At 43.6% G+C, this 26,210-nt stretch carries 25 protein-coding genes; 17 read left to right on the top strand and 8 right to left on the bottom strand.

From position 1 onward, the window contains the following. Positions 1–19: 19 nt before the first annotated feature. Positions 20–460 (bottom strand): hypothetical protein, encoded by a 441-nt coding sequence (locus NM125_RS12110; protein ID WP_255135199.1) that lies wholly within the window; start codon positions 458–460, stop codon positions 20–22. Between the two features lie 91 nt (positions 461–551). Continuing rightward, positions 552–1,508 (bottom strand): endo alpha-1,4 polygalactosaminidase, encoded by a 957-nt coding sequence (locus NM125_RS12105; RefSeq protein WP_255135198.1) that lies wholly within the window; start codon positions 1,506–1,508, stop codon positions 552–554. Between the two features lie 48 nt (positions 1,509–1,556). Between NM125_RS12105 and NM125_RS12100 the strand changes: the two genes are divergently transcribed. Then, positions 1,557–3,485, top strand: coding sequence for a RecQ family ATP-dependent DNA helicase (locus NM125_RS12100; RefSeq protein ID WP_255135197.1), 1,929 nt, complete (start codon positions 1,557–1,559; stop codon positions 3,483–3,485). A gap of 72 nt (positions 3,486–3,557) precedes the next feature. Here the strand turns inward: NM125_RS12100 and NM125_RS12095 are convergent, their stop codons facing one another. The 3 genes from NM125_RS12095 to NM125_RS12085 form a co-directional block, all read right to left on the bottom strand. Continuing rightward, complete coding sequence (locus NM125_RS12095; RefSeq protein ID WP_255135196.1) at positions 3,558–3,902, bottom strand: four helix bundle protein; 345 nt, start codon at positions 3,900–3,902, stop codon at positions 3,558–3,560. A gap of 155 nt (positions 3,903–4,057) precedes the next feature. Continuing rightward, positions 4,058–4,435: a DUF4296 domain-containing protein gene (locus tag NM125_RS12090; RefSeq protein ID WP_255135195.1), complete on the bottom strand. Its 378-nt coding sequence runs from the start codon at positions 4,433–4,435 to the stop codon at positions 4,058–4,060. Between the two features lie 10 nt (positions 4,436–4,445). Then, positions 4,446–5,165, bottom strand: a complete 720-nt coding sequence (locus tag NM125_RS12085) for an SDR family oxidoreductase (RefSeq protein WP_255135194.1) — start codon at positions 5,163–5,165, stop codon at positions 4,446–4,448. Between the two features lie 52 nt (positions 5,166–5,217). Between NM125_RS12085 and NM125_RS12080 the strand changes: the two genes are divergently transcribed. Continuing rightward, positions 5,218–5,979, top strand: a complete 762-nt coding sequence (locus NM125_RS12080) for a type III pantothenate kinase (RefSeq protein WP_255135193.1) — start codon at positions 5,218–5,220, stop codon at positions 5,977–5,979. Positions 5,980–5,994: 15 nt separating this feature from the next. Here the strand turns inward: NM125_RS12080 and udk are convergent, their stop codons facing one another. Continuing rightward, complete coding sequence (udk, locus tag NM125_RS12075; protein WP_255135192.1) at positions 5,995–6,618, bottom strand: uridine kinase; 624 nt, start codon at positions 6,616–6,618, stop codon at positions 5,995–5,997. Positions 6,619–6,620: 2 nt separating this feature from the next. Further along, a complete protein-coding gene (locus NM125_RS12070) occupies positions 6,621–7,913 on the bottom strand; it encodes an N-acetylmuramoyl-L-alanine amidase family protein (RefSeq protein WP_255135191.1) in 1,293 nt (430 codons plus the stop codon). Between the two features lie 180 nt (positions 7,914–8,093). On the opposite strand from NM125_RS12070, the gene NM125_RS12065 reads away from it, so the two are divergent. Together NM125_RS12065 and NM125_RS12060 are read left to right on the top strand one after the other, a co-directional pair. After that, entirely contained in the window at positions 8,094–11,117 is a 3,024-nt protein-coding gene (locus NM125_RS12065) for an AAA family ATPase (protein ID WP_255135190.1), read from the top strand. 3 nt (positions 11,118–11,120) lie between these two features. After that, the gene (locus tag NM125_RS12060) at positions 11,121–12,182 is read left to right on the top strand and encodes a mechanosensitive ion channel family protein (RefSeq protein WP_255135189.1); all 1,062 of its coding nucleotides are present in this window, start codon (positions 11,121–11,123) and stop codon (positions 12,180–12,182) included. Positions 12,183–12,233: 51 nt separating this feature from the next. Here the strand turns inward: NM125_RS12060 and NM125_RS12055 are convergent, their stop codons facing one another. After that, complete coding sequence (locus NM125_RS12055) at positions 12,234–12,638, bottom strand: hypothetical protein (protein ID WP_255135188.1); 405 nt, start codon at positions 12,636–12,638, stop codon at positions 12,234–12,236. A gap of 43 nt (positions 12,639–12,681) precedes the next feature. Between NM125_RS12055 and NM125_RS12050 the strand changes: the two genes are divergently transcribed. The 13 genes from NM125_RS12050 (at position 12,682) to NM125_RS11995 (ending at position 26,194) form a co-directional block, all read left to right on the top strand. Then, a complete protein-coding gene (locus NM125_RS12050) occupies positions 12,682–13,251 on the top strand; it encodes a thioredoxin family protein (protein ID WP_255135187.1) in 570 nt (189 codons plus the stop codon). 10 nt (positions 13,252–13,261) lie between these two features. Beyond that, positions 13,262–13,906 carry a pyridoxamine 5'-phosphate oxidase gene (pdxH, locus tag NM125_RS12045; RefSeq protein ID WP_255135186.1) on the top strand — a complete coding sequence of 215 codons (645 nt, stop codon included), beginning with the start codon at positions 13,262–13,264 and terminating at the stop codon, positions 13,904–13,906. A 266-nt stretch (positions 13,907–14,172) separates the two neighbouring features. After that, positions 14,173–14,397 carry a hypothetical protein gene (locus NM125_RS12040; protein WP_255135185.1) on the top strand — a complete coding sequence of 75 codons (225 nt, stop codon included), beginning with the start codon at positions 14,173–14,175 and terminating at the stop codon, positions 14,395–14,397. A gap of 39 nt (positions 14,398–14,436) precedes the next feature. Next, the gene (locus NM125_RS15990; protein ID WP_349294199.1) at positions 14,437–14,667 is read left to right on the top strand and encodes a PIN domain-containing protein; all 231 of its coding nucleotides are present in this window, start codon (positions 14,437–14,439) and stop codon (positions 14,665–14,667) included. A gap of 27 nt (positions 14,668–14,694) precedes the next feature. Next, positions 14,695–15,348 carry a tRNA (guanosine(46)-N7)-methyltransferase TrmB gene (trmB, locus tag NM125_RS12035; protein WP_255135184.1) on the top strand — a complete coding sequence of 218 codons (654 nt, stop codon included), beginning with the start codon at positions 14,695–14,697 and terminating at the stop codon, positions 15,346–15,348. 508 nt (positions 15,349–15,856) lie between these two features. Continuing rightward, positions 15,857–16,456, top strand: a complete 600-nt coding sequence (locus tag NM125_RS12030) for a TetR/AcrR family transcriptional regulator (RefSeq protein ID WP_255135183.1) — start codon at positions 15,857–15,859, stop codon at positions 16,454–16,456. A gap of 13 nt (positions 16,457–16,469) precedes the next feature. After that, positions 16,470–18,965 (top strand): acyl-CoA dehydrogenase, encoded by a 2,496-nt coding sequence (locus NM125_RS12025; RefSeq protein ID WP_255135182.1) that lies wholly within the window; start codon positions 16,470–16,472, stop codon positions 18,963–18,965. Positions 18,966–19,657: 692 nt separating this feature from the next. Next, entirely contained in the window at positions 19,658–20,872 is a 1,215-nt protein-coding gene (locus NM125_RS12020) for a Wzz/FepE/Etk N-terminal domain-containing protein (protein WP_255135181.1), read from the top strand. 1,152 nt (positions 20,873–22,024) lie between these two features. Next, positions 22,025–22,552, top strand: coding sequence for a helix-turn-helix domain-containing protein (locus tag NM125_RS12015; RefSeq protein ID WP_255135180.1), 528 nt, complete (start codon positions 22,025–22,027; stop codon positions 22,550–22,552). 10 nt (positions 22,553–22,562) lie between these two features. After that, entirely contained in the window at positions 22,563–23,615 is a 1,053-nt protein-coding gene (rfbB, locus tag NM125_RS12010; RefSeq protein WP_255135179.1) for a dTDP-glucose 4,6-dehydratase, read from the top strand. Positions 23,616–23,647: 32 nt separating this feature from the next. Then, entirely contained in the window at positions 23,648–24,523 is an 876-nt protein-coding gene (gene rfbA / locus NM125_RS12005) for a glucose-1-phosphate thymidylyltransferase RfbA (protein ID WP_349294198.1), read from the top strand. Then, on the top strand, positions 24,523–25,062 hold the full coding sequence (gene rfbC, locus NM125_RS12000; RefSeq protein ID WP_255135177.1) for a dTDP-4-dehydrorhamnose 3,5-epimerase: 540 nt from the start codon (positions 24,523–24,525) through the stop codon (positions 25,060–25,062). The genes rfbA and rfbC overlap by 1 nt, the downstream gene beginning before the upstream one ends. Then, entirely contained in the window at positions 25,025–26,194 is a 1,170-nt protein-coding gene (locus NM125_RS11995; protein ID WP_255135176.1) for a hypothetical protein, read from the top strand. Before rfbC ends, NM125_RS11995 begins: the two co-directional genes overlap by 38 nt. The last annotated feature ends 16 nt before the right edge of the window (positions 26,195–26,210 follow it).

Below are 26,210 nucleotides of genomic sequence, written 5' to 3'. Positions count from 1 at the left end.
AAATAAATGGGATTATACCTTATTCCTGAGGACTTAAACTTTCACGGGTTTCTCTGAGTCTGTCAACCAACTCTTTGATTTGAGCCGGGGGCTGACCGTATTCGAAAGTCACTTTTTTCACTAAACCGGGACTTTGGATTTCTATCCACTCGGCCCCTCCATCGGCACAATCAGGGCAACCAATTACTTTAGGTAATGCAGTAATGGCCTCCTGATTAACAAGCGACTGAATTTCACCCCACTCCTGAGGAGAGACGGCGCGCTTATTTTCCACTTTCAATTCAGAAAGTCCGCCTTCACCCTTGTTCTCCCTTATTCTCAAAACAGCCTGGGATTCGTTTACTGAAACCTCCTGAAAACAAGGACCCACACACATGCCAAATGAAGAACCGGATTTGATGGTGTAGTTTGACTTGATGATATCACCCTGGGAGCATCCGGTGATAATCATGAATGCCATAAAAAGTATTGCTGGAATGAAGTTCTTCATAATAGTAGGTTATTCGGTCTGATTATATAGGCTAATTTAAAATTCTCTTTAAAACCAATATTTATTCAAAAAACTCAAACCCGTCAATAATATCAAGGTAAACGCCGTCAAAGCCGGCATTGAGTATTTTTTGCAGATAGGAATCTTCGTTTCCATAAATGATGGACTTCCACTCGGGATGCCAGTACATCACCTTAAAGTTTCCTTCCCAGTTTGGGTTTTCCTGAACCAGCCACTCAGGATTACCGGTGCTCCAGCCGTCCTGCCAGTAATAGCGGTAGTCTTCGGCTTCCCCGATGCTCATATAACTAATCACCATTCGTTCCCCGCCATTCTTTTTCTGCCGAAGCTGTTCTATTTCACTTGGAGTGAACATTCGGCTTCCATAAAAAGCATCCATCACGATGATATCATAATTCGTGTTTTGCACAGATTTGATGAAACCTGACCGTGAATCAAATTCTGATTTATTCAGCAAATAAAGGAAATTGTGAGCTTCAGATAAATTTGATATCTGCTCGTCGTTAACACCGGGAATAGGATTTGGTTGATCCGGGATTTCGGTTAAATTCCGATCGGGAGCCGCAAAGGAGAGATAGCCTAAAGCCGAATTCTGGTTATAGGAATTAGTTACTTTAAATGGTGTAGAGCAGTAGTCGGTTACCAGGATTGTTTTGCCGGCTTCCTTACCGATGTTGAGCAGCCTCAGAAGCTGATTGGTCTCGGTAGCCGGTGTAGGCTGATCATCATTACTATACCCGAAAAAAAGACTTTCCTGGGCCAGGCCATCCACAGCGTTGAGGTAATCAGTGGCAATATTTCCGTTTTTTAGAAGGAGGGGATGCCCGTTCTGGGGGATAACGGCAAAGCCGGGATCCTGATTTTTAGCGTACTCAGAAATTTCCTGAACAAAACTTCGCATCTCTTCCCGATATTCAATACTGTCGTTGTTGAAGACAACACCGCAGGAAAACAAAGTGGAAATAATTAAAAACAGGAATAGAAATTTTGTTCGCATTGGTTTGTATTTTGAAGTAAAACAGAGAAAAAATCTAACAGGCTAAAATTGCAGGATTATTTTCAGAAAGCAGAATTAAATTTAAAAAAAATTTGGGGGTTCGACGGATTTCGTCCCGGTCAGGATGAGGTAGTCCATTCTGTTTTTGATGGGGAAGATACACTGGTACTTTTCCCAACAGGTGGGGGAAAATCGCTATGCTACCAGGTTCCGGCTACTGTTTTTGAGGGGATGACCCTGGTAATATCACCACTTGTGGCCCTGATGCAAGACCAGGTTCAACAATTAAAAGCGAAAGGAATTTCAGCTACGTTTATTAACAGTACCATCCCGTCTTATGAGGTTGAGCAGCGTTTAGTGAATGCCCGAAATGGAATGTACAAGCTGCTGTATTGTGCCCCGGAGCGATTGAAAACCAATCTTTGGGAGGCCGAATTACCCCGTTTGAATATCGACCTGGTGGCGATTGATGAGGCGCATTGTATTAGTGAATGGGGGCATGATTTCCGACCCAGCTATCGGGATATAAGAGAATCGCTGGAATCTATTGCTGATCAAACTCGGTGGATTGCTTTAACGGCAACGGCCACACCGGAAGTGCAAAAAGACATAGTAGATTCCCTGGGTTTCGAAGATGCAAACGTCATTTCCCGGGGTTTCTCTCGTCCGAATTTAAAATGGTGGGTGGTTAAATCCCCCAATAAAAAACAGAAGCTGGAGGAGTCGGTAAAGAAAGGGGCTCAAAAAGGGGATGGACTTATTTATGGCGGAACCCGCAAGAACTGTGAGCTACTTGCGGAGCGGTTTTCATGCATGGGAATAAAAACGGAAGCCTATCATGCAGGGGTAGAATCAGAAGAACGAAAAGCTATACAGCAGCGATGGATCTCCGGGGAAACACCATTAGTCTCTGCTACCAATGCATTTGGCATGGGCATCGATAAACCCAACTGCCGGTATGTGATTCATGAGGAAATGCCGTATTCGCTGGAGGCTTACTACCAGGAAGCAGGTCGGGCCGGCCGGGATGGGGAAGAAAGCTTTCCCATTTTATTGTACCGGGAATCGGACTACCACAAAGCGGATGAGCGTATTGATCAGGGATATCCGACTCTCGATGAATTGGATCATGTATATCAGGTTTTATGCGACAGCTTTCATTTGGCGGTAGGCTCGCAAATGGAAGAGTCTATGTCGTTTGATATCGAGCAGATTAAAAAGAGAGGAAAAGTTAAATACGGAAAAGCACGGGCAGCTATGCGTTTGCTTGATCAGTTTGATGTAATTGCCATGCAGGAAGAAGTGAAGCCGGCCGTAAGCGTGCAGTTCACCCTCAGCCAAAATGCGATGAAAACCTTCCGGGAAAAGTGCAAAAACGATGAGAAGGCTGAATTCACCGATAAGTTGGAGCGAATGTTTGGGAGTTTGGCTTTCAAAGAAATGGTACAGCTGGATGAAGAGTATGTGCTGGATAAATTGGGGATTCGCAGAAATGTATTGGTTAAAGCATTAAACGTGCTGATGCAAAACGATCAGGTGCTGGTTTTTGAGATGCATAAACAACGAAGCCTGGTCAAAGTACTGGAAGCCCGTTCCAAAAAATTGCCGATGACGAAGAAAGAAGTGGAGTCGCACCGTAATAATCTGTTCCGAAAGCTCGAGCATATGCATGGTTATATCCTGACCGTCCGTTGCCGGGAAGTATATCTTAGAAATTACTTTGGCGACACCGGTGCAGAGCCCTGCGGACATTGTGACAACTGCCTAAAAACGACGGCTTCAGAAGAGGTGAGCCCAACTGATGAGGAGATTAAAGCTGTTTATGATGAACTTGAATCGGAGGAGCGGACTGTTTCTCAATTATGCAGTTCAACCGGGCAGTCTAAGCGAAAAGTGCAGCAAGCCCTTCAGTTTTTAATCCGAGAAGACAAAGTGACTACCATTCCCTCAAAGCCGGGATACTATTGTTTGTTGTAGGTGGGTAGGTGTTAGGTTTTAGACGCAAGGTGTTAGGTGTTAGGTGTTAGGTGTTAGGTGTTTGGGGTGGGGTTATTTCTTTAGAAGAGTGTGAAGCATTTTCTGGATTTCGGTATTGTGTTCTAAAGCAGAATCAAGCTTTTGCCCTTTCATAATTTGATTTTCTTTCAACAAGAGTAATTGGGTTTCAAGCTCAAAACTGGAGCCAAGTGAGATTCTCAGAAACCGTTTAAAATCTTTTCTGCTTTCTCTGCTGCATGCTTCTGCAATATTGGAGGGAACCGAAATGGATGATCTTATAATCTGATCCCGATAGGTATATCGTTCGGTTTTTGGCAGTTCTTTTATAATGGCATGTACAATAGAAGTCATTTCCATGCTTCTCTGCCAAACGATAAGCTTTTTAAAGTTTTTCATCAGAGATATTCTTTTGGCTTTGTTCACCAGTAAGAGCTCTGAAAACCCAATTCCTTACAAAATTAATGAACTATTACCTCGACAAGAAGCCCTTGCCACCCCACCCCTAACACCTAAAACCTAACCCCTTGCGACTAAAACCTTGCCCCTAAAACCTATTCCCCCTTCGTAGCCTTAACCGAATCAATATGCGCCTGAATATACTGCTCTTCGTTTTCCAGCTGACGGATCACTTCCTGAACCCGCATTAATTGCCTTTCCACTTGTTTTTGGTAAAAGGTGTGGGAAGCTAAAAACTGCTCTTCGGTAATGCCAAACTTGTCGTACACCAGCGCTTTCAGCGAATCAGCATTAACGCTGTCGGGTTGGGCATCGCGATAGGTAGAGATATGCTGCATCTCAATCAAAAGGTCGATGTAATTCTGTTCGCTGATCAGGTTTTCAGGCTCCGGAGCTTTATCCGGGCCCATGCAACCATATCCGATCATAACTGCCAAAAGAAGAAGAACAACCTGCTTGAGTAACCTTTTCATGTGTCGCTTCCTAATTGGTCGGATCTTTGGGGTTAAGCGGACGCATTGTGATCTCATTGATCAGGAAATTGTCGTCCGTTTCAAGAAGGAATTTTACTGTGCTTGATATGTCGGTTGTTTTCATCATATTCGGATGATTGTCGATGCCGTCAATTTTTTCGAAAAGCTCGGTATCGATTGAGCCAGGAAATACGCAGGTGACTTTAATTCCATCATAGCGAAGTTCCTTAAACAAGGCTTCACTGAATCCACGGACGCCGAATTTGCTGGCGTTATATCCTGAGATGGTTGGGTTTCCTAAAAGACCCGCAATGGAAGAAATGTTAATGATGTGGCAGGTATTCTCATTGTTTTTCATCAGGGGCACGATGAGACGGGTGAGGTAAAAAATTCCGTTCAGGTTCACGTTGATCATCGTGTGCCACTCGCTCATGGAAAGGTCATCGACATTGGCTGAGTACATCACACCGGCATTATTAATCAGAATATCAGGGATGTGATTCAAATCAAAGGTATCATCCACCCATTCTTCCAGAGCATCCGCATTGGTGATGTCCATTTTCACGGGATGAAACTTATCGCCCAGTGATTTTTGAAGGTTCTTCATCTTATCGAGGCTGCGCGCAAGTCCATACACTTCAGCTCCGTTTTCGACAAGCATTTTACTGAATTCAGCTCCAATGCCGCTGCTTGCTCCGGTAACGATGGCGATTTTTGAATCAAGGTTCATTGTAAAAATGGTATTTTGTTTACATTCAATGGTTTAAAAGTACTACAAAAAGATGAGCAAAATCGATTCCAATTCATCAAAAAAAGCCCTCTACCTCGATGCCGGAAATTCTTCCATCAAGGGAGCCTATAAAAAAGGGGTGAACTGGGAAGCCATTCACGCCAAAGAAAAGTACACTGCTTCCGAGTTGGTACAGTGGATTGATGATCATCCTGAGTCGTTTTCACATATCGTTTTATCGAGTGTGCGGGATGATGTGCGGAAGGCGATCCGCTCAGAACTAAGTCATGTAAACCTGCTTGAACTTACTACAAGCGATATCCCGCGGGAGTTGCTTGACTATGAGACGGTTGAGACGCTGGGAATCGACCGGTTTTTGGCTTGCTATGGAGCCACCGATCAGGTTAGCGATGCGGTTGTGGTGATTGATGCCGGAACCGCACTCACTATCGATTACATGGATCAGGATGATGTGTATCATGGCGGGTTGATAGCACCAGGGTTGTCAGCCTTTGGGGGAATTCTGCCTCAAAAAGCACCGGCATTGCCAAATGTAGAAATGGAAATTCCCGAAACTTGGCCCGGTAAAAGCACCATCGACTCACTTAAATGGGGGCAGGCCGGATTCTATAAAATGGCAATTGAAGGAGTTCTTCAGCAATACGAAAAGGAATTCGGTGATTTTGAATTATTCATCACCGGGGGAGATGCACAGACAATTAAGCAATTGATAGACAGAGAATCCAAAGTACGTCCCTTTCTGGTATTTGATGGGATGAGGCGGTTGGAACATCGAACAAGGAACAGCGAATAACGAACGCTGAAGTGTCTATGTATTCATCTTGCCGCGAATAAGGGCAGAAACCATTTCCAGGGCCACTTTATTCTTACCGCCGCGGGGGATTATGATATCAGCATAGCGCTTGCTGGGCTCTACGAACTCAAGATGCATGGGACGAACGAACTTTTCGTATTGGGTAAGTACTCCATCTACCGAGCGACCCCGTTCCTGAATATCCCGTTTCAACCGGCGCAGCAAACGGACGTCATCATCGGTATCCACAAAGATTTTAACGTCCATCAGGTTTAACAGGTCAGGTTCCGAGAATATCAGAATTCCGTCAATGAGGATTACTTTTGAAGGGGTAGCAGTGATGGTTTCATCCTTGCGGGTGTGCTTTTCAAAGTCATAAACCGGAACTTCCACCGGGTAACCTTCCATTAAGGCTTTGATGTGACGGATCATGAGTTCGGTTTCGAGGGAGGCCGGGTGGTCAAAATTTTGTTTTACCCGTTCCTCAAAAGGAAGGTGATCCAGCTCCCGGTAGTAGGAGTCGTGCTCAAGCCGCAGGATATTATCCTTGGCAAACTCTTTGCAGATATAATTGATAACCGTTGTTTTTCCAGAACCGCTTCCTCCGGCTACACCAATAACTAAAGGCTTGGATGACATGCTTATTTTTGATTAGAAGATGAAGAAGTGGTGTTGTACGCCTGCTTTTGATCGTATTCCACTTTGTAATCCCGGATGGCCCGAAACATTGCTGAAGCCATGATGCTTTGGCCATAGTCGCTGGTGAGGAATCGCTGTTCGGCCGGATTGGTGATAAAACCTAATTCCACCAAAACAGCCGGCATGGAGGCCTCAAAAAGCACCTGGAAACCCGCCTGTTTTACCCCTCTTGATTTACGCTGGGCCCGGTTTTTGAACTGATCCTCAATCATATAGGCAATTTTCTCGCTGGTAGCGATGTATCCGCTGTGGGCCAGTTCATACACCAATAAATCTTCTTCGGTAAGTTCTTTGTCCGTTTCGTTTTTGAATACGCTGTTCTCCCGCTTCATTACTTCGAAGGAAGCATCACTTTTGTGAAGTCCGAGAAAATAAACTTCGGCTCCCCGCACATACTGATTGCGATACGAATTACAGTGAATGGATACATATAAATCAGCCTCAGCAAGATTGGCAAAATGACCAAGTTCAGCCAGGCCGAGGTAAGAGTCATCGGTGCGGGTATAAACCACTTCTACATCGGGGAGATGCTCATTGATATAAGCCCCTAATTTTTTAGCAACTGCGAGAGTGATTTCCTTTTCCTTCACTCCTTTATACCCGATAGAACCGGGGTCCCAGCCACCGTGTCCGGGATCAATGACGATCTTATCAAACCGAAGCTTATCTTTTACATCGTAATAGAAATCGTTTTTTGGAGCTGTATCAGGTGGGGCGACTTCCAGGGCGCTTTCATCCACAATCTCTTCATACCAGTTCCGGGCTAAAAATTGTTGGGAATACCGTTCCACTTCCCGCTGATCTGCAACTTCCAGGTTCACCAATATATCAGAACCGTTTTGGTCCAGGTAGGCATTCGATTTGTAATAAGCTCCGTTTCCGAGATAAATATCTATGCCGTAGCCGTATTTGAGTTTGTATAGACGAACTTCTTTCAGCTTTTCGCTTTCCTCAGGAAGTTCTAAACCTGTAGTGTCGATCTCCTCATCATATAAAACCATTTGAATGAGATCGGGGGCAGGTTGCAGAATATCAAAAGAATCGACCGGTGCGGTAAGGTGGTACCGGACTACATAGCCCATTCCATCGCTGCGAGCGGTATTTGAAACCCGGTGAAGCTGGGTTTGGGCAAAAACGCTGGCGAAAGAAAAAAGAAATATGAACAACAATGGTAGCGCTCTGTAAATATGAGGTATGCGCATATTGAGGCCGGAGTTATGATTTCGGTAAGTCATTTGCCTTGTAGATGATGCTTGTAATGTAAGATATTCTCCAAACCATTGAAAGAGTTCCAAAAAAAGGATAAAGTGTGAAAATTCAGTTTTAATGATACCTTCTGCACACACAATAGATATATTGTTTTCAAATAATAACGGCTTAGTTTCAGGCTGCACCAAGAAATCCATTTAACCTTTATGAAATCCGACTATTCCCGGGATACAATCTTAGAACAGCTTCGCAATGAGTGGCTTTCTGAAGTGAAAGCTAAGCTGGAGAGCGGGCTGGAAGCAGAAGTTCAGCAGCTGCAAGATTTACTCCAACAAACTCAGTCGGGCATTGAAGCAGATGAGACAGAAAAGGCATTGCGGAAATTTACCGAAAAGGTTCAGGCTGATATTGAAAAGGCAGAAACTGACGGCAAGCCTGATAATAACGTAGAATGGCTTGAAAACCTGAAGCCGGTGCTCTCTCAAATTCAGGAAGAGGTAGTATTACCTCAGCAGGAAAGCCGGTTTGAGTCCCAGAACGATGATTCCGGGATGACAAAGTTCGGAAAGGTTTTTAAGCGTTCGGCAAGGGGAATACAGCGCGGGGTTAACGCCACGTCCAACGGAGTTCGTAAAGTATTTGGTGGGTCTGAAAAGAAACCACCGGTGTGGAAACAAACAATTCCACTGCAATTTGTAGTCAGGATTCATGTTCTTCGTCTGGACAAATGGATGCGAGAATGGAACAATGAAATCCAGAAGCTGAAAGCCGAAGTTTTGATGGAAGCAGACGCCTGGACGCTGCATTCCGGAGGGTTAATCACCTATGAAAAGAAAGAAGGTGAAGGAGAAAAATTAGTCCCCGGGGAACCGGCCGAAATCACTCCTACTCAAAAAGATCTGGAGATATTTTTTCAAGAAGCCCTGCAGAAACTGGAACAACTGAAATCGGTTAACACCCAAAAACTGCAGGAGCATTTGCAAAGCGTGGGTGATGAAATTGAACGTGCAGTTTCTTTGACAGGCACCTTTGAGCGACCGGTAAGTGAATACACCAAAACAAAGATCGTTCACCGGCAGAACAGCATACAGACCCGACGGCAGAATGACGACAAAGTTTGGGGCGAGCTGCTGAATGTGTTGGTGCAGAGGGTGCTCCTCTCTATGAAGTTTATGCAACTCCATGAAATGATGGAGGAGCGGACCGGAGGTTTCAGTGAGGCGATCACGGAGTTTTTTGAGGACCATATTGAATCGCCCTGCAAGCAATTGATGGAACAGCTTGAAGAAGCCATTTCCATTTTTGATGAATCAGAAGACCGGCCGTTAAAGCAGGTGAGACAGCTAAGCAGTGAGCATCAGGAAAAAATGATCGGATTTATAGATCAGCAGATTTTGGAGCCACTGGGCGAGTTTACCGAAGACGCTGTATTAGGCACAAAGTTTGAACGGTTTACATCAGCCATCCCGGAGTGGACAAACGAGCAGCCCGAAAAAGCAACGCTCATCGAGAAGCTGGATTTGACGCACCTTCCTCCGGTTTATGAATTTGAGCAGGTTGATTGGCAGGTGCTGGTTCAGCGTGTGATCAGTAATCACATGGTGAAGGAGTTCATGCCCAAGGAGATAAAGGCTGAACAGTTTTTAATGAAGGTGATGCAAAGCCTGCAGGAAATTTCCCAGATTATATATACCAACCTGGAGATTGCGGATGAGGTCAAAAAGTCGGACGAAGAAGAACCCATTCAGGTTGCCCGTGAAGGATTAGAGCGAGCAAAAACCAAGCTCGAAGAACTGCAGGAGGATGTCCGGGAACAAAGAGAATCGCTGGAAGGCAAGCTTCAGGAAAAACAACACGCAGCGTTTGTGAAACTGGCCATGCTGCTCGAAAAGCAGGATGTGAGTGAAGTCCGCCTGGCAGGAGCTGAGTATAAAGCCAAGCAGGCCGCTGTGGACTGGAAGACGAAGCTTCAGGTCTGGTGGGCACGAATTTCGGAAAAAGGGGAGCTGTTCGGCCGGTTTGTCTGGAAAAAAATTAAACAGTATTCGGAAGCTGTCCGAAAGTTTCTGGGCTTTGCTGAAAAGGAAAAACTGGAAGGCGATAAAACCGACCTGGCTACTTTCTTGTCAGAGACGGATGAGCAGATCGCCGGGCTTCCATTTATCTATCGCCGGCTTTTTGATTTTAATAAAGAAATAGACGAGCGTTTCTACATTCGCAAGCCCGAACAATTTGACCGGTTCAAAAAGGGGTATGAGCTGTGGCAGAATAATTTCCCTTCAACTTTTGCCATTGTAGGGGAGAAAGGAAGTGGAAAAAGCCTGTTTATTTCTTTGCTGATGGAAGAAGTGCTGACCAAGCATGATGTGATTGAAATCAATTTTGAGGACACGATTTGGACGGCCGATGAAATTATGGAGCAGGTAAGTGATGCTCTGAAGCTGGATGAGACGGAGAGCATAGAAGATCTCATTGCCGCCATAAAGCGAAAGAAAAAGAGAGTTGTGATCATCCTTGAGAACATTCAGAATTGCTACGTTAGGAATATTTCGGGTTTTGAAGCAATGGAGCAATTGCTGCTTCTGATTTCCGAAACGAACAAGGAAATCATGTGGATAGCCAGCACAACCCGGTATGGCTGGCTGTTTTTAGACAAGGTGCTGAATATTGCTGACTATTTTACCCACGCGGTAGAAACGGATAACCTGAATGCCCAGCAGATTGAAGAGCTGATCCTGAAGAGGCACCGTGCAAGTGGATATCAGCTTAAATTTTTACCGGATGATGCCACAAAGAAAAGCCGCAATTTCCGCAAGCTGATGGATGACGAAGAAAAAACCCAGGAGTATTTGCAGGATCGGTACTTTGAAAAACTGGCAAAATTGAGTGAAGGGAATTCTTCCATTGCCATGATATTCTGGATTCGGTCGATACGGGAATATGACGACAGCCATTTCTACATCGACCCCTTCGACTTTACGGCCATTAACCGAATTGATGAACTCGACAGTACCGAGTTGTTTGCCCTGGCCGCTTTTGTGCTGCACGACTCACTGATGCCTGAACACCTCGCAAAAGTGCTTAATCAGCCATTGAGAGATAGCAAACTGCTGGTATCCCGATTAACATCCCGCTCTATTTTGTTCAAGACTGAGCATGGATATATGCTGAATCACCTGATTTACAGGCAGGTAGTTCGGGTTTTGAAAGAAGCTAATTTCATACATTAAACTATGGCACTGCATAAAAACATTTGGATGCTTTTGGTTCTGTTTCTGCTGAACGGCGGCTTGTTGAATCCGTTGTCAGCCCAAAATACAGCTCAGGAAGATACGGCCTCAGCCCAGATTCAGGATACTACGCTTACCCAGAAGATTGATTCTCTAATTAATGAGCGATTGTCCCGTCTCGACTCACTCACCATGAGGTTGGAACAGCAGGCCGGACTTTCAGAAGACACCACCCAGGTTTCAGGAGATGCAGAGCAGGCGCTGGCTCAGCTTGAACAGGTGATATCGTGGCCGAAAGTCCTCATGATTATCTTGTTTTTTATTGCTACTTATTATGTGACATCGTTCATCAGTACTATTCTGGGAAATTTTTCGGAGCGTATTTCAAAATACAGGCTTCGCATAAAACGGATGGTTCCTATTGTCCGGGTGGTGTTATGGACCCTTGCTATTTATGTAGCGATCGCCGGCATCATTCAGCCGCCTTATGCAACCATAATCACGGTGATGGCATCGGTGGGTATTGCGGTTGGGCTTGCTTCGCAGGACGTGCTCAAGAATTTATTTGGCGGGGTGATGCTGATTCTGGACCGGCCGTTTCAGGTGGGGGACAAAATCCAGTTTGCCGATCATTATGGGGAAGTACAGCAAATCGGGCTGCGATCAAGCCGCATAGTCACTCCCGGTGATTCTGTGGTTACCATTCCCAATGGGGAACTGATTCGAACCGCCGTATCTAATGCCAACACCGGCGCCCTCGATTGTTTGGTGGTCACAAATATCTTCCTGCCGGCTGAGTGTCCTGTAGAGGAAGTGAAAGAAGTGGCATATAAGGCCGTAATCGCTTCCCGTTTCGTATTCTTGAAAAAGCCCATCAGCATTATGACGGAAAATGAAATGCACGAACGCCGGTTTGTGCTGAAGTTGAAGGTAAAGGCCTATGTACTGGATATCCGGTATGAATTCCCTTTCCAAAGTGATGTGACTGAACTCATTCTCACCGAACTGAAGAAAAGAGGGATTATCCGGGATGAGACACTGCACCAGGAGTTAGTTGGGGATTGAACCCCGTCATCGCGGACCCGGACCCGCGATGCCCGTTGTGAGGATGACGGGCTAGTTCATCGGTTCAAGCTTTGCAACGCTCTGATCCGGGCTGTAGATGATCCGGATGTCGGTATCATTATCTTCATCAAACACTTTAATGGAGATTTCCTGACTGAATTCAATCTCATCGATTTCGTGGGGCTTGATCATGAGTGGTTCCATGAATTCGGAATCCAGCCCGCGCATTGTCTTGAGCTCTTCATTCAGAAAATCCATGTACTCCAACTTCAAATTTCCTTCACGAATATAGGTTACTATCAGCGAGTAAGCGACCTGACCCGCATAGGAGAAGCGTTGCTGTAATTGCGAATTAAGCTTACGGACATCTTGTTGTCGAGTATAGAAGTAGAACTTCAATGCTTTTTCGAACAAAATTTTGTCTCGATCATTCAATATCTTTGTAATGGATTTCATGCACTGAAGTTAAAACCATTAATCGACAAAAGTCAGGAGCATTATGTCTGCAACACCATCAACCATGCTGGAAATAGGAACAGAGGCACCGGGTTTCACCCTTCCAAGTGTGAACGGCGGGAATCTATCACTAAGCTATGCCGATCAAAGCAAAGGGTTTGTGGTAATGTTTATTTGTAATCACTGTCCGTATGTACTCCATATTGAAGATGAATTGGTGAATGTAGCTAACGAATATATAGCCCGTGGAATAGGTTTTATCGCCATAAGCTCGAATGATGTAGAAAAATACCCGCAAGACAGTCCGGAGAAAATGGCTCAGAAAGATTATCCTTTCCCGTATTTGTATGATGAAAGTCAGGAAGTGGCTAAAGCATACAAAGCAGCTTGTACGCCGGATTTCTTTGTATTTGACGAAAACCGTAAGCTGGTTTACAGGGGGCAATTTGATGAAAGCCGACCTTCTAAAGACACTCCTGTTACAGGTGAAGATCTTCGAAATGCCCTGGATGCCTTGTTGTCCGGCGAGCAAATCCCCGAAGACCAACAAGTGCCAAGTATGGGCTGTAACATTAAATGGAAACCCGGTAATGAACCGGAATATTTTGGATGATAAAGAAGAAATGAAAAACGAAAAATTGCAGAAACTGCGAGAAGACTATTCGAAGCATTCACTGGATGAGTCGGACGTAAATAAAAATCCATTTAAACAATTTGAGCGATGGATGGAAGAAGCGGTAGGTGCTGAGGTTCCCGAGCCCAATGCCATGGCCCTTGCTACCGTGGATGCAAATCAAAAACCACATACACGCATTGTGCTGTTGAAGGGATTGGAAGACGACAGCTTCATCTTCTACACCAACTATGGCAGTGATAAAGGGAAGGAGCTGGAGCAAAATCCCAACGCGTCCCTTTGTTTTTTGTGGCTACAGCTTGAGCGGCAGGTTCGTATTGATGGAACTGTTGAGAAGATTCCTAAAGAAGAAAGTGAAGCATATTTTAAACAGCGGCCCTACAAAAGTCAGCTTGGCGCGTTGGCTTCCAATCAAAGTGCGGAAGTGCCAAACCGAGAATTTCTGGAAAAGAAGTTTGCTGATCTTGAAGAAAAATATCCGGAAGGAAAAGTGCCAATGCCGGAAAGCTGGGGTGGATACCGGGTAATCCCCGAAACGATAGAATTCTGGCAGGGCCGAAGAAGCCGGCTTCATGACCGTATTAAGTATCAGCTGACAGGAAATAAGTGGGACATAAAAAGACTTTCGCCTTGAGATGATATCAAAGGTGAATTATATGGATTTGGTCTTAAAACCGATACCAAAAATGACTTGATTGCTTCATCAATCAGACCCCTTTCTGTCTTTCCCCTTGGTAAGGGGAAAGGACTCCTGTACAGGTAGAGATATGGTTAAACCTGAAGTTTATAAAAGCCTATGGAGCGATACTAAAGGATAATGTGCTTGTTTTCAGAGAATGGTCAGTTATATGATTTTTACTGCCGTTTCGTTACTTTGAATAAAAGAATGCATAGTGAAAAATGGAAACGATAAAGGTTCAAATAAAAGACAATAAAGCGTTAAAGATTCTAAAAGATCTTGAGGATTTGGATATTCTTAAAATTATGGAGAATGATGATGTAGATCTGCATCAGGGTGAAAAGCTATCAGTGAAATATGCAGGGGCAATATCATCAGAGACCTCCAAGAAGATGAATAATTACGTTAATGAAAGTCGAGAAGAATGGGAAGATCGGGATATCTGATCGACAGTAATGCCATAATTGATTTCTTAGGAGGAAGAGCTGATTTTTAAGTCTTTTGTTGGGGATTCTGAAGTACTCGGTTTAAGTGAGGGAATCATTGATTTATGCATTCAGATTAGAAAAAGCTACAGGATAAAATTACCGGATGCACTAATAGCAGCTACAGCTATTAATAATGATTTCATTTTGGTAACCAGAAATATCTCTGATTTTAATTTCATAGAGAACTTGGAACTGATAAACCCGCACAAGATTAAGAAGTCTAATTAGTAAGTTAAGTTTAGAATAGTACCTGCTATGCCCAAGATTAAAGAAGAGCGGATGGAGGAGCTTCCCAAGCTCGAGAACACGCTCGTTTATACCGATTTTGATGAGGACAACCCAGGACCAAAGGGGAAATGGAATTCCGAAGTTTTTGAAAAGGATCAACCCATTGTTTTAGAGCTGGCCTGCGGAAAGGGAGAGTATTCGATCGGTCTTGCCCAGCTTCACCCTGATAAAAACTATGTCGGACTGGACATAAAAGGTAACCGAATGTGGGTGGGAGCTACCGAAGCCCTGGAAAAGAATCTGAATAATGTTCGGTTTCTCAGATGTTATATCGATCACCTCGACCAATTTTTTGGCAAAGATGAAGTGGATGAAGTCTGGATTGTGTTTTCCGATCCCTATATCAAAAAAGAGAGAAAGCGGCTTACGGCTCCCAAGTTTCTGGAAGTATATCAAAAAGTGATGAAGCCCGGCGCGGTCATTAACCTGAAAACAGACAGCGATGTACTGTATGAATACACCAAAGAAATTATTGACCAAGAGGGACTTGAGCTGCTGGATGATGAGCCGAATGTCCACAAAAACCGCCCCGATGATCCCGAGCTTTCCATCATTACCTACTACGAAAGCATGCACCTGGAAAAAGGGAAGACAATCAAGTATTTGAAGTTTAGGGTTTGAAAAGCTGTCAGCTATCAGGAGACAGCTGTCAGTATGAAAAGCCATGAATGGCTTGGTACTAGTTGCGCCGCTCTGCTGCGCAACGATGGGTGGAGGCTCTGCCTCATGTGGTGCGGGAAAGTAAATGATGTGCGAATGACCGATGGATCGGTTTGCGTGCTGTCCGTTTTTATTGCCCTTTCCTTCCGACCTCTTTCTGTCTTTCTTCTTCGCAAGGAGAAAGGACTCTTTGGTAAAATCTTAGGAAGGTAAACCAAATCAAATATTAAAAGAATGTCTTTGAGAGGAGTGAATATTGCCGAATTTAAGATTGGGATGGATAACGACGAAGCAATCTCAAAGAAAAGGTTTGGGATACTCAACAGCGCTAGTAGACTTCATTTGAGATGACGAATAATAGCGAGCTCTGTCTTAAAGTAACGATTCACAACCAATAAAAACCCCATCTTGATTTTCGCTGTGGAATGTTTACATTACGGAAGTTAACACCGTTAACCTAAGGAAGCGAATGAGCGAAGAAGTACCTTTACGTGATCAGATTTTAGAGATAAGCAGGCATTTATTATACGAGGAAGGATATAAGTCACTTTCGATGCGGAAAATTGCCAAAAAGGCTGATGTTTCCGCAACAAGTATCTACCTCTATTTCGAAAGCAAAGATCATTTACTTCATACGCTGATTGAAGAATCGGTGGAAGATTTAAGCCGGTTCATCGAATCGAAGGCATTGCCTAAGGCCGATAGCATTGAGCGATTTAAGGCCATTACAAAAAGTTATGTGGAGTTTGGCCTTCAGAACCCGGAGAAGTACGAGATCATTTACAAAGTCCGGTCTGATTCAATGGCACGTTATCCAAAGGAGAAGTTTCGAAAAGCCCGCCGTGCCTACGAGCTTCTGGTGAAAACCATTGAGGAAAGTGTGGATCAGGGACTGATGGAAGTGGATCAGCCGGTTGTTGCCGCTTATTCAATATGGGCACAATTACACGGTGTGGTTTCGGTTGTACTCAACAAGAGATTGGACAGCCGGATCGACAGAGAACAATTTATTGAGGAATCCATAGAGCATGTGGTTCAGGGATTTCTGATTCGAACAACAGTATTATAAACGAGGAAAGATTATGGAAGCAATAATGGAATTAGTTGGGTTTTTCAGTGAAATCCCGCTGTGGGCATCGATAGGATCTGCTGTACTGCTGATGCTGATTTTAGGCTACACCGGAGCTCCCCTCTGGCTGTGGGCCGTAGCGGGTTACGCAGGCTTAGTGGGATTGGATGCTCCCACCTGGCTGTATATCACATACACCGTTTTAGTGCTGGTGTTTAATATCAAACCCATCCGGAGAGTGGTTCTGAGTGGCCCGATTATGAAGCTTCTGGATGCGTTGAATTTTCTTCCCAAGATATCCGAAACTGAGCAGACTGCCATCGAAGCGGGAAATGTGTGGGTAGAAGGCGAATTGTTCTCCGGAAAGCCTGATTTCAAACGTATTCTCGATGAAGATTATCCCGACCTGACCGAAGAAGAGCAAGCGTTTGTGGACGGACCTGTTGAGAAACTTTGTGAAATGGTGACGGACTGGGATGTGATGGTTCGAAAGGGATTTACTGATGAAGTCTGGGACTTTATGCGAAAAGAGAAGTTCTTTGGGTTGATTGTTCCCAAAAAGTATAGCGGACTCGAGTTCTCTGCGACGGCTCACAGTGCTATCGTGGCAAAGCTGGCTTCACGATGCGGACCATTAGCTACAACGGTTATGGTGCCTAACTCCTTAGGTCCGGCAGAATTGCTTCTGCATTATGGAACCGAAGAACAAAAAGATCATTACCTGCCCAAACTGGCAACCGGAGAAGAGATGCCATGCTTTGGACTTACAGAAGCAAATGCCGGGTCTGATGCCGGAAGCATGCGTTCGGAAGGAGTGGTGTTTAAAGGTGATGACGGAGAGCTGTATCTGCGAATGAATTTTGAAAAGCGCTACATTACATTGGCCGCTATTTCTACGGTGATTGGGTTGGCCTTCAACCTGAAAGACCCCGATCATCTGATCGGAGACGAAGAAAATAGGGGCATTACCTGTGCACTTATTCCATCAGATACCGAAGGGGTGGTATTGGGCCGCAGACATGATCCGCTAGGAATTCCGTTCTACAACTGCCCGATTGACGGCAAAGATGTGGTAGTACCTATAGATGCCATCATTGGTGGAAAAGAAGGTGCCGGAAATGGCTGGCGCATGCTGATGGAGTCACTGGCTGTAGGACGAGGAATCTCACTGCCGGCGCAAAGTGTCGGAGGAGCGAAAGTAGCCACCAGAGCCATCGGAGCTTATACGGCTATCCGTAAACAGTTTGGACTGAATATCGGGAAGTTTGAAGGCATTGAAGAGCCGATGGCCCGAATTGGAGGTTACACCTACCTGATGGAAGGCGCCCGCAGATATACCACCGGCGGACTGGATAGCGGACAAAAACCGGCTGTAGTCACGGCCATTGCCAAGTACAATTTTACCGAATTGGGAAGAGAGATTGTCAATGATGCCATGGATATTGTGGGAGGAGCCGGGATTTCCCGTGGTCCCCGAAACATCTTTGCCAGCAGTTACACGGCCATGCCGATAGCTATAACGGTAGAGGGAGCCAACATCCTGACTCGTACCTTGATGATCTTTGGTCAGGGAGCCATTCGGTGCCATCCCTATGCCTATAATGAAATCGATGCACTGATGAACAAAGACGTGAAGGCTTTTGATGATAACTTCTGGAAGCATATTGGTCATGTAGCCCGGAATAAGTCCAGAGCGTTCCTGCTGAGTATCACAAGAGGGCGGCTGGCAAGTTCACCGGTAAGCGGACCATCAGCGAAATACTTCCGCAAGCTGGCGTGGACATCCGCCTCCTTTGCTTTCTTCGCAGATATTGCGTTGGGATCGTATGGCGGAGCCCTGAAGATGAAAGAAAAAATAGCCGGTCGTTATGCCGATATCCTGAGTTATATGTATCTGGCTTCCGGAGCGCTCAAACGATTTGAAGCTGAAGGAAGAAGAGAAGCGGACAGACCGTATTTTGAATGGGCGATGGAATACAGCTTCTGGAAAATTCAGCAGGCCTTTGAAGGCATACTTCGTGAAATTAAAGTGCCCGGTTTAAGCTGGGTATTCCGCCTGGCGGGAGTGTGGGGTCGATTGAACCCCATCGGAACCTATCCTTCTGACAAGCTGGGTCATAAAGTTGCACAAGCTATGCAAACCCGCGGGGAAGACCGGGATCATGTAACCGACGGAATTTTCCTTCCCAAAGATGATGAATCCGCCATTGGTCGATATGAGCAAACCATGGAATTGGTAGAACAAGCCTGGCCGGCATTCAAGAAGCTGTATAAAGCCATCAAAGCCAAAGAACTGCCTAAAGAACCCTATCTCGAAATTGCAGATTTAGCCGTCGAGAAAGGAGTTCTGACTAAAGAAGAAGGCGAGCTGGTCAAAAAAACCGAACAGGCCCGAAACGATGCTATTCAGGTGGATGAGTTTACCCTGGATGAGTACATGAATGAGACGCCGAGCAAGCCATTTGGTGATGGGGAAAGGCCTGAAAAAGCTCCCGAGGCGATGGTTTAACGTGGGAAAGTGTTAATGTGGGGACGTGTAAAGAGGCTGTCGGATGACAGGCTTCAGCTATCAGTAAACCCTATCCCTGTCGCTTTCCCTAACGCTCGCTTGCATGATGCCGCTCGCGTCAAGGGCAAGGGAACGCCTTTATGGGTTTAGGAGGTATGATCAAGGATGACATGTCGCTGCAATAGCGCAAGTGTCCACTTGTGCGGTGGTAGCTTAGACTATGTTGCCCGTTTTAGAAAACCCAATTTTTGAGCTCCGAAGCACAATGGTATTTTAGTTGAATAAAGGTTAGATCCCATAGCGAAAGACCCCTATCTGTCTTTCCCCTTCAAAAGGGGAAAGGACTCCTTGGTAGCATTCTTATCTATTAAAAAATCGAGTCATTCTGAGATATCGAAGGATCTTAGCCAGAAAATCTTTAGGATGTTGTCTTTCCACCTTAGTGCTACACCTCCCAACTATTGATTTGCGAATGACCGATGAACCGAGTGATCGATTTGCGAACTGTCCTCGAATTACCTCACGTCTACAGGAACGACAAAAGGCCTTTTTGCTCTACCAAACTCAATACTCAAGACTCACTTCTAAAATCTCATATCTCACATCTTACATCTTAAATCTAGCCAACAAATACCTCTTTAAATAGAAGCCCAAACTTCGTATCATCATGGCTTAACAAAATTTGGTAGAAAGTGAGCGAAGAGAACAATTCAAATCAAGAACATGGGGACAACAAGCCGGGAAAGAAAAAAAGCCCGGAAAACTTTCCCATTCAGGAATATCGGCTGGTTCCTGCCGACCATGGCTATGAAGGCTACGAAGAAGATGAAATTGACCTGATTGAACTGGCTAAAACCATATGGGATAACCGGAAAATTATTTACCGTTTTGTAGCGGTGGGTGTGGTTTTGGGAGTATTGGTAGCTCTGCTTAGCCCCAAAGAGTATGTAAGTGATGCCACGCTGATGCCGGAATACGCTAAAGAAGGAGATTTGGGAGGTGCATCAAGTTTAATTCAGCAGTACGGTGGTTTAATTGGCTTGAGTGGAGGTACATACAATGCTTCAAGCAATGCCATACGGGTAGACCTTTATCCCAAAATTGTACAGAGTCTGAGCTTTCAGGATAAACTGGCCCGGCAGCAGTTTTACTTCCCGGATTATGATACCACAACATCTATTTACAATTATTACTTAGAAGTGCAGACACCCGGGGTCTTAGGCTATTTGAAAATGTTTACTGTTGGTCTTCCCGGAACCATAATTGGTGCATTTAAAAGTGAAGAAGAGACTGTAAGTACGGGAGTCAGTAACCAGGATGAAATTGTTGAGCTGACTAAAAACGAAATGGACGTTATTGAAGTCCTAAGACAAAGAGTTTCAGCCAGTTTGGATGAAGAATCAGGAGTGGTTACCGTTCGGGCTCAAATGTCAAATCCAAAATTAGCGGCAAGCGTGGCTAAATTCACCATCGATGAACTGACCGAATACCTGGTGGAATACCGTACCGAAAAAGTAATCCGGGATCTGGATTTTATTGAGGAACAGTTGAATGATGCGAGAGAGCGTTTTCGGGAAGCTCAGCTGGAACTGGCTGATTTTGATGACAGTAACCAAGGTAATTTAACAGCCAGAGCTCAAACCGAGCGACAGCGACTGCAGTCAGAATATGACATTGCTTTTAACCTCTATAATTCCCTGACCCAACAGTTTGAAGAAGCCAAACTGAAAGTACAGGAAGAAACCCCGGTGTTTAAAGTGCTGCAGCCGGTGCAGGTTCCGGTAAACGATGAAACCAGCGGGGCTATGGTCCTGGTTGTATTTGTGATGCTAAGTGGTATCGCATCTATAGGCTGGATTTTTGTTCGTCAGTTTTTGGCTTCTAATCCTTTTGGGAGCGAGTCCTGATACCGCGAAGCCCTGAACGGCTTCGCTTGCTTACTGGAAGGGAGTTTAGCTGTTGGTTGACTGCTTTCAGCTATCAGTAAACCCAATCCCTGTCCCTTGCCCTCCGGCACATCGATAAAACTAATAAAACCTTCGCCACCGCCGCAGGGTAAGGGAACGCCTGATTAAAAGTCCGTCTTTGGGAGGAACGGATGCGACGAAGCAATCTCGAAGAATAGGTTTAGGATCTCAAACAACGCTCCACCTGTGCGGAGGTGGATTGAGCTTGGTTGCCCGAATCTTCGACCCCTTCTGTCTTCCCCTTCAACAAGGGGAAGGACTCTTGTTGAAATTTCCCCTCTCAATCCAACCACCGGGTCATCCTGATCCGCCGGCTGGCGGAGAAGGATCTTCACGAGGTGATATAGATTCGGATATCAGAACAACCCGTCATCGCGGAAATACTTTATCCGCGATCTCTCTTATCGATATCAAAAGTTTGTCAAGGAGATCCCGCATCTCCGCTTCGCTTCGTGCGGGATGACATGCAATAAAGCTTGTCTTTGCGAGGAGTTCGTGTTGCTGAATGTAAGGTTGGGATGATTAACGACGTGGCAATCTCCCTGAAATGGCAACTAAGTTGAACAACGCCCACCTGCCATTTCTAACAAAACCCTATCCCTGTCCCTTTCCCTAACGCTCGCTTGCATTATGCCGCTCACGCCAAAGGCAAGGGAACGCCTAATTAAAAGTCCGTCTTTGTGAGGAGCCTGCCTACCGGACAGGCAGGCGGATGAGGCGAAGCAATCTCCAAGAATAAGTTTATGATCTTCAGCAGCGCTTGTGAAAGAATTGATTCACGATAGATCGATGGACCGAACGACCGATTTACGAAGTACTGAATGTAGCCCTCCTTAAAAAATCCCCAAACACCCATTGATCGTGTAAATTATCCTGCGTATTATTGAGTAACAGAATTACTCGCTTAACTGCAACGCGGTGCGGGCGAAATTCAAAATGAAAAATTTAAAATTAAAAATGGGTAGGGATTGTTTTTGGGGTAGGCAATCCTGTAATACTACCGATTAGCCGAATGATAGCCCAATACTCAAAGCCACCCAGAAACCCATTTTTATTTTTAAATTTTAAATTCTTAATTCCCGAAAGGGTCCAATGCTCGATACCCTCATACAATCCAAAACCCGACTGAAGCTTCTGCTTCGCTTCTTCCTGAACCCGGACAGCAGCGCGTACCTGCGCGGACTGGCTCAGGAGTTTGATGAAAGTACCAATTCGGTACGGGTGGAATTGAACCGCTTTGAAGAAGCCGGTCTCATTGCCGGACATAAGGAAGGAAACAAAATAGTGTACAAAGTAAACACAAAGTTCCCTATGTTTGGCGAGCTCCAAAAGATCGCTTTTAAGCATTTTGGGATCGATCAGATCATTGAGCAGGTGGTACAAAAACTGGGGGATGTAAATGCCGTTTATTTGACCGGGGATCTGGCTAGGGGGTTAGATACTTCCATTGTGGATGTAACGATAATAGGTAAGAATATTGACAGTACTTATTTGACAAAACTGGTGGCAAAAGCAGAAGATCTGATCGGTCGAAAGATTCGAACGCTTGTTTATCAGCCAAGTGAAGTTTTTGAAATTGAACAACCGAGATTGTTGATCTTCGGTGATGAGAAATATTAAAAGAAAAAAAATGAAAATTATAGTTACAGGTGGGGCAGGATTTATAGGGTCAGCTCTAATCAGAATGATCATTAGAGAAACAGGTCATGAAGTCCTAAATATTGATAAACTAACCTACGCCGGGCATTTAGAATCACTGGAATCTGTTTCAGATTCAGACCGCTATCAATTTGAACCTGTGGATATTTGTGATGCCGGTGAGATTGACCGCATCTTTAATGACTTTAAACCCGATGCTATAATGCATCTGGCAGCTGAATCTCACGTAGATCGCTCCATTGATGGTTCGGCGGAGTTTGTTAGAACGAATGTGAATGGTACGCATACTTTATTGGAGGAGGCCAAGCAGTATTGGTTAGGGTTAGGAGGAATTCAAAAAGAAGAGTTCCGTTTTCTACATGTGTCAACAGATGAGGTGTATGGTGAATTAGGGGATGAAGGCTTTTTTACTGAAGAAACCCCATATGATCCTCGCTCACCCTATTCTTCCAGTAAAGCTTCATCTGATCATTTGGTAAGAGCATGGCATCATACCTACGGTTTACCTACTATGATTACCAACTGTTCAAACAACTATGGTCCCTATCAGTTTCCTGAGAAATTGATTCCGGTTGTTATTTTAAAAGCATTACAGGGGAAAGATATCCCGGTATATGGAACCGGTGAAAATGTTCGGGATTGGTTGTATGTAGATGACCATGCCCGGGCATTACTAAAAGTAGTGATTAAGGGCTTGCCAGGTGAAACCTACAACATCGGCGGACACAACGAAAAACAAAACATTGAAGTGGTACACACCATTTGTGATACACTGAATGAATTAGTGCCAAAAGATGCCGGTGATAGTTACAGAGATCAAATTTCTTTCGTCACCGACCGTCCCGGCCATGACTTCCGCTACGCTATTGATGCTTCCAAAATTGAGTGTGAATTAGGCTGGACCCCCGAAGAATCCTTTGATAGTGGGATCAAGAAAACCATTCAATGGTATCTGGAAAATATTGATTGGTGCGAAGCTGTCACAGAAAACAACTATGATCTCGAAAGACTTGGTACAGCCTAAATAATTTAAAATTTAGAATTACTCAATTTAGAATTTACAAAATGAAAGGAATTATACTCGCCGGTGGAGCCGGAACACGTTTACATCCAAATACGCTTGTAGTCAGTAAGCAATTACTACCGGTGTACGATAAACCTATGATCTATTATCCGTTATCAACTTTAATGCTATCCGGTATCAAAGAGATATTGGTGATATCTACTCCTGAAGATCTACCTCGTTTTGAAGATCTATTAGGCGATGGATCTCAATGGGGTGTTGACTTAAGCTATGCTGAACAACCCAAACCAGAAGGATTGGCTCAGGCGTTTATTATTGGGGAAGAGTTTATTGGGGATGATAGTGTCGCCCTAATTTTAGGTGATAACATTTTTTACGGACAAGGACTTTCTCAGAAACTCCAAAAAGCGGCTGAATTAGAATCCGGAGCAACAGTGTTTGGATACAATGTGCATGATCCGGAACGGTATGGAGTAGTTGAATTTGATGGAAATGGGAAAGTGCTAAGCCTCGAGGAAAAACCAAAACAACCAAAATCTAATTATGCAGTGGTTGGTCTATACTATTATGATAACCAGGTAGTAGATCGGGCAAAGAACCTAAAACCATCTCCCAGAGGAGAGTTAGAGATAACAGATCTAAATAGGATCTATTTAGAACATGAAGAACTCACTGTTGAACTTATGGGACGTGGAACAGCTTGGTTGGATACTGGAACGCATGATTCAATGCTACAAGCTTCGAACTTTGTACAGACGGTAGAACAGCGACAAGGTTTAAAAATAGCAAGCCCGGAAGAAGTGGCTTGGCGAATGAATTATATAGATAGTTTGCAGCTCAAAGAATTAGCAAAGCCACTGGTGAAAAGTGGCTATGGTGAATATTTACTTAATTTAGTTAAGGAATAATGCTTGAAATAATTAAAAAACCGTTGCCGGGTTTATTAGTAATAAAGCCAAGAATTTTTAAAGATGAGCGTGGGTTCTTTTTAGAAACATGGCAGAGAAAACGTTACAAAGATATAGGCATAAAAGAAGATTTTGTGCAGGATAATTGGTCTCGTTCAACAAGAGGTGTGCTAAGGGGTTTACATTTTCAAAAAGAACATCCCCAAGGGAAATTAGTCAGTGTCAGATCGGGGAAAGTGTTTGATGTAGCTGTTGATATTAGAAAAGAGTCGCCTACATTTGGCCAATGGCATGCAGAAGAATTAAGTGAAAGTAATCATTTACAAATGTATATACCACCTGGGTTTGCACATGGTTTTTGTGTGTTGTCAGAAGTAGCTGATTTTAATTATAAATGTACTGACTATTATTACCCAGACGATGAAGAAGGATTGCATTATCGTTGTAAGGATTTGAAAATTAAATGGCCTGATTTAAATAAGTATATTGTATCTGATAAGGATGAAAAAAATAAAAGATTTAGTAGCTTATTTAACTAATAATCAGGCTATTGATAATGCGAAAATTCAATCAATCAATGGTGTGTCATCACTATTAATGTATTCTTATTTAAGGATAGATTTTGATGTAGTATTGATTAAGGAAATTATATTAGTTGATGTTTATTTTGTCCTATTAACTATACTTGTAAATTTTGGTTTTGAAATAAAAGGGTTGGAATATATAAACCAAAAGCTAAAAATTGAGGCTAAAAAAAAAGTTGCAACAAGTATAACAGTTATAAGGTTAGGGCTTCTAATACCGGGGCTGATAGTGTTGATCTATTTGCTCCAAAATCCAAGGATTCATTTAATTGTATTATTCTTACTGAAGATTCTATCATTCATCTTTATCAACGCTTATTACTACTTGAGTGCTGATAAGCTCAAGTCAATAGCAAATAAGTATTTTTTTTCTTTCGTAGTTTCAGCTGTAGTTACCCTTTCTATTGTGTTTGATACAAAGAATATTGAGTTTTTAGCATTCTATTATTCAGGAATGTTTGTTGTGAGTACCTACTTCTTCTTCAAACATATTAGAAGTAAAATCAGCATATTATCATTGCTTTATTACTTAAAAAAGAATTTAAAATTTTTCCCAATATACACTTCTAGTGTATTCATTAAAGAATTGAATATACCGTTAATGAATATGCTTGGTGTAGGAGCCTCTAAGATTGAGTTATATAATCTAATCGATAAGATGATAAGGATGTTGGTTTCGGGAATAAGACCTTTAAATCAGGTAATACTTAATAATTACCACAAACTGGAAGTGAAGAATTTGAGGCAATATTTATTAAGAAATATAAGCATACACGTTTTAGCACATGGGCTTTTCTTATTGCTAGTTATTGCATTATATAATCTGCAGTTTTTAGAGTTGATGGAGTTATTCTATGTCCTAGCCTGTAGTAGTTTAATTTATTTTAGTTTATATAATTATATAAAAATATCTATAAGTAATACTGCCTTCTTTACTACTACAACAATTATATTATCTGGCATAACTGGATTAAGCATTATTTATTTTTTCTCAAAAACTACATTTATCTTTATTGTTTTAGCATATGTAGTTCCAGAGATAACATTATCTTTATTGCTGAATAGAGGCTCTAAGTGGTTAAGATAATTAACATATTTATTTT

This window comes from Gracilimonas sediminicola (assembly GCF_024320785.1).
Lineage (GTDB): Bacteria > Bacteroidota > Rhodothermia > Balneolales > Balneolaceae > Gracilimonas > Gracilimonas sediminicola.
Note: the sequence above shows the minus strand (reverse complement) of the source record. Positions and strands in the feature narration are given on the sequence as shown.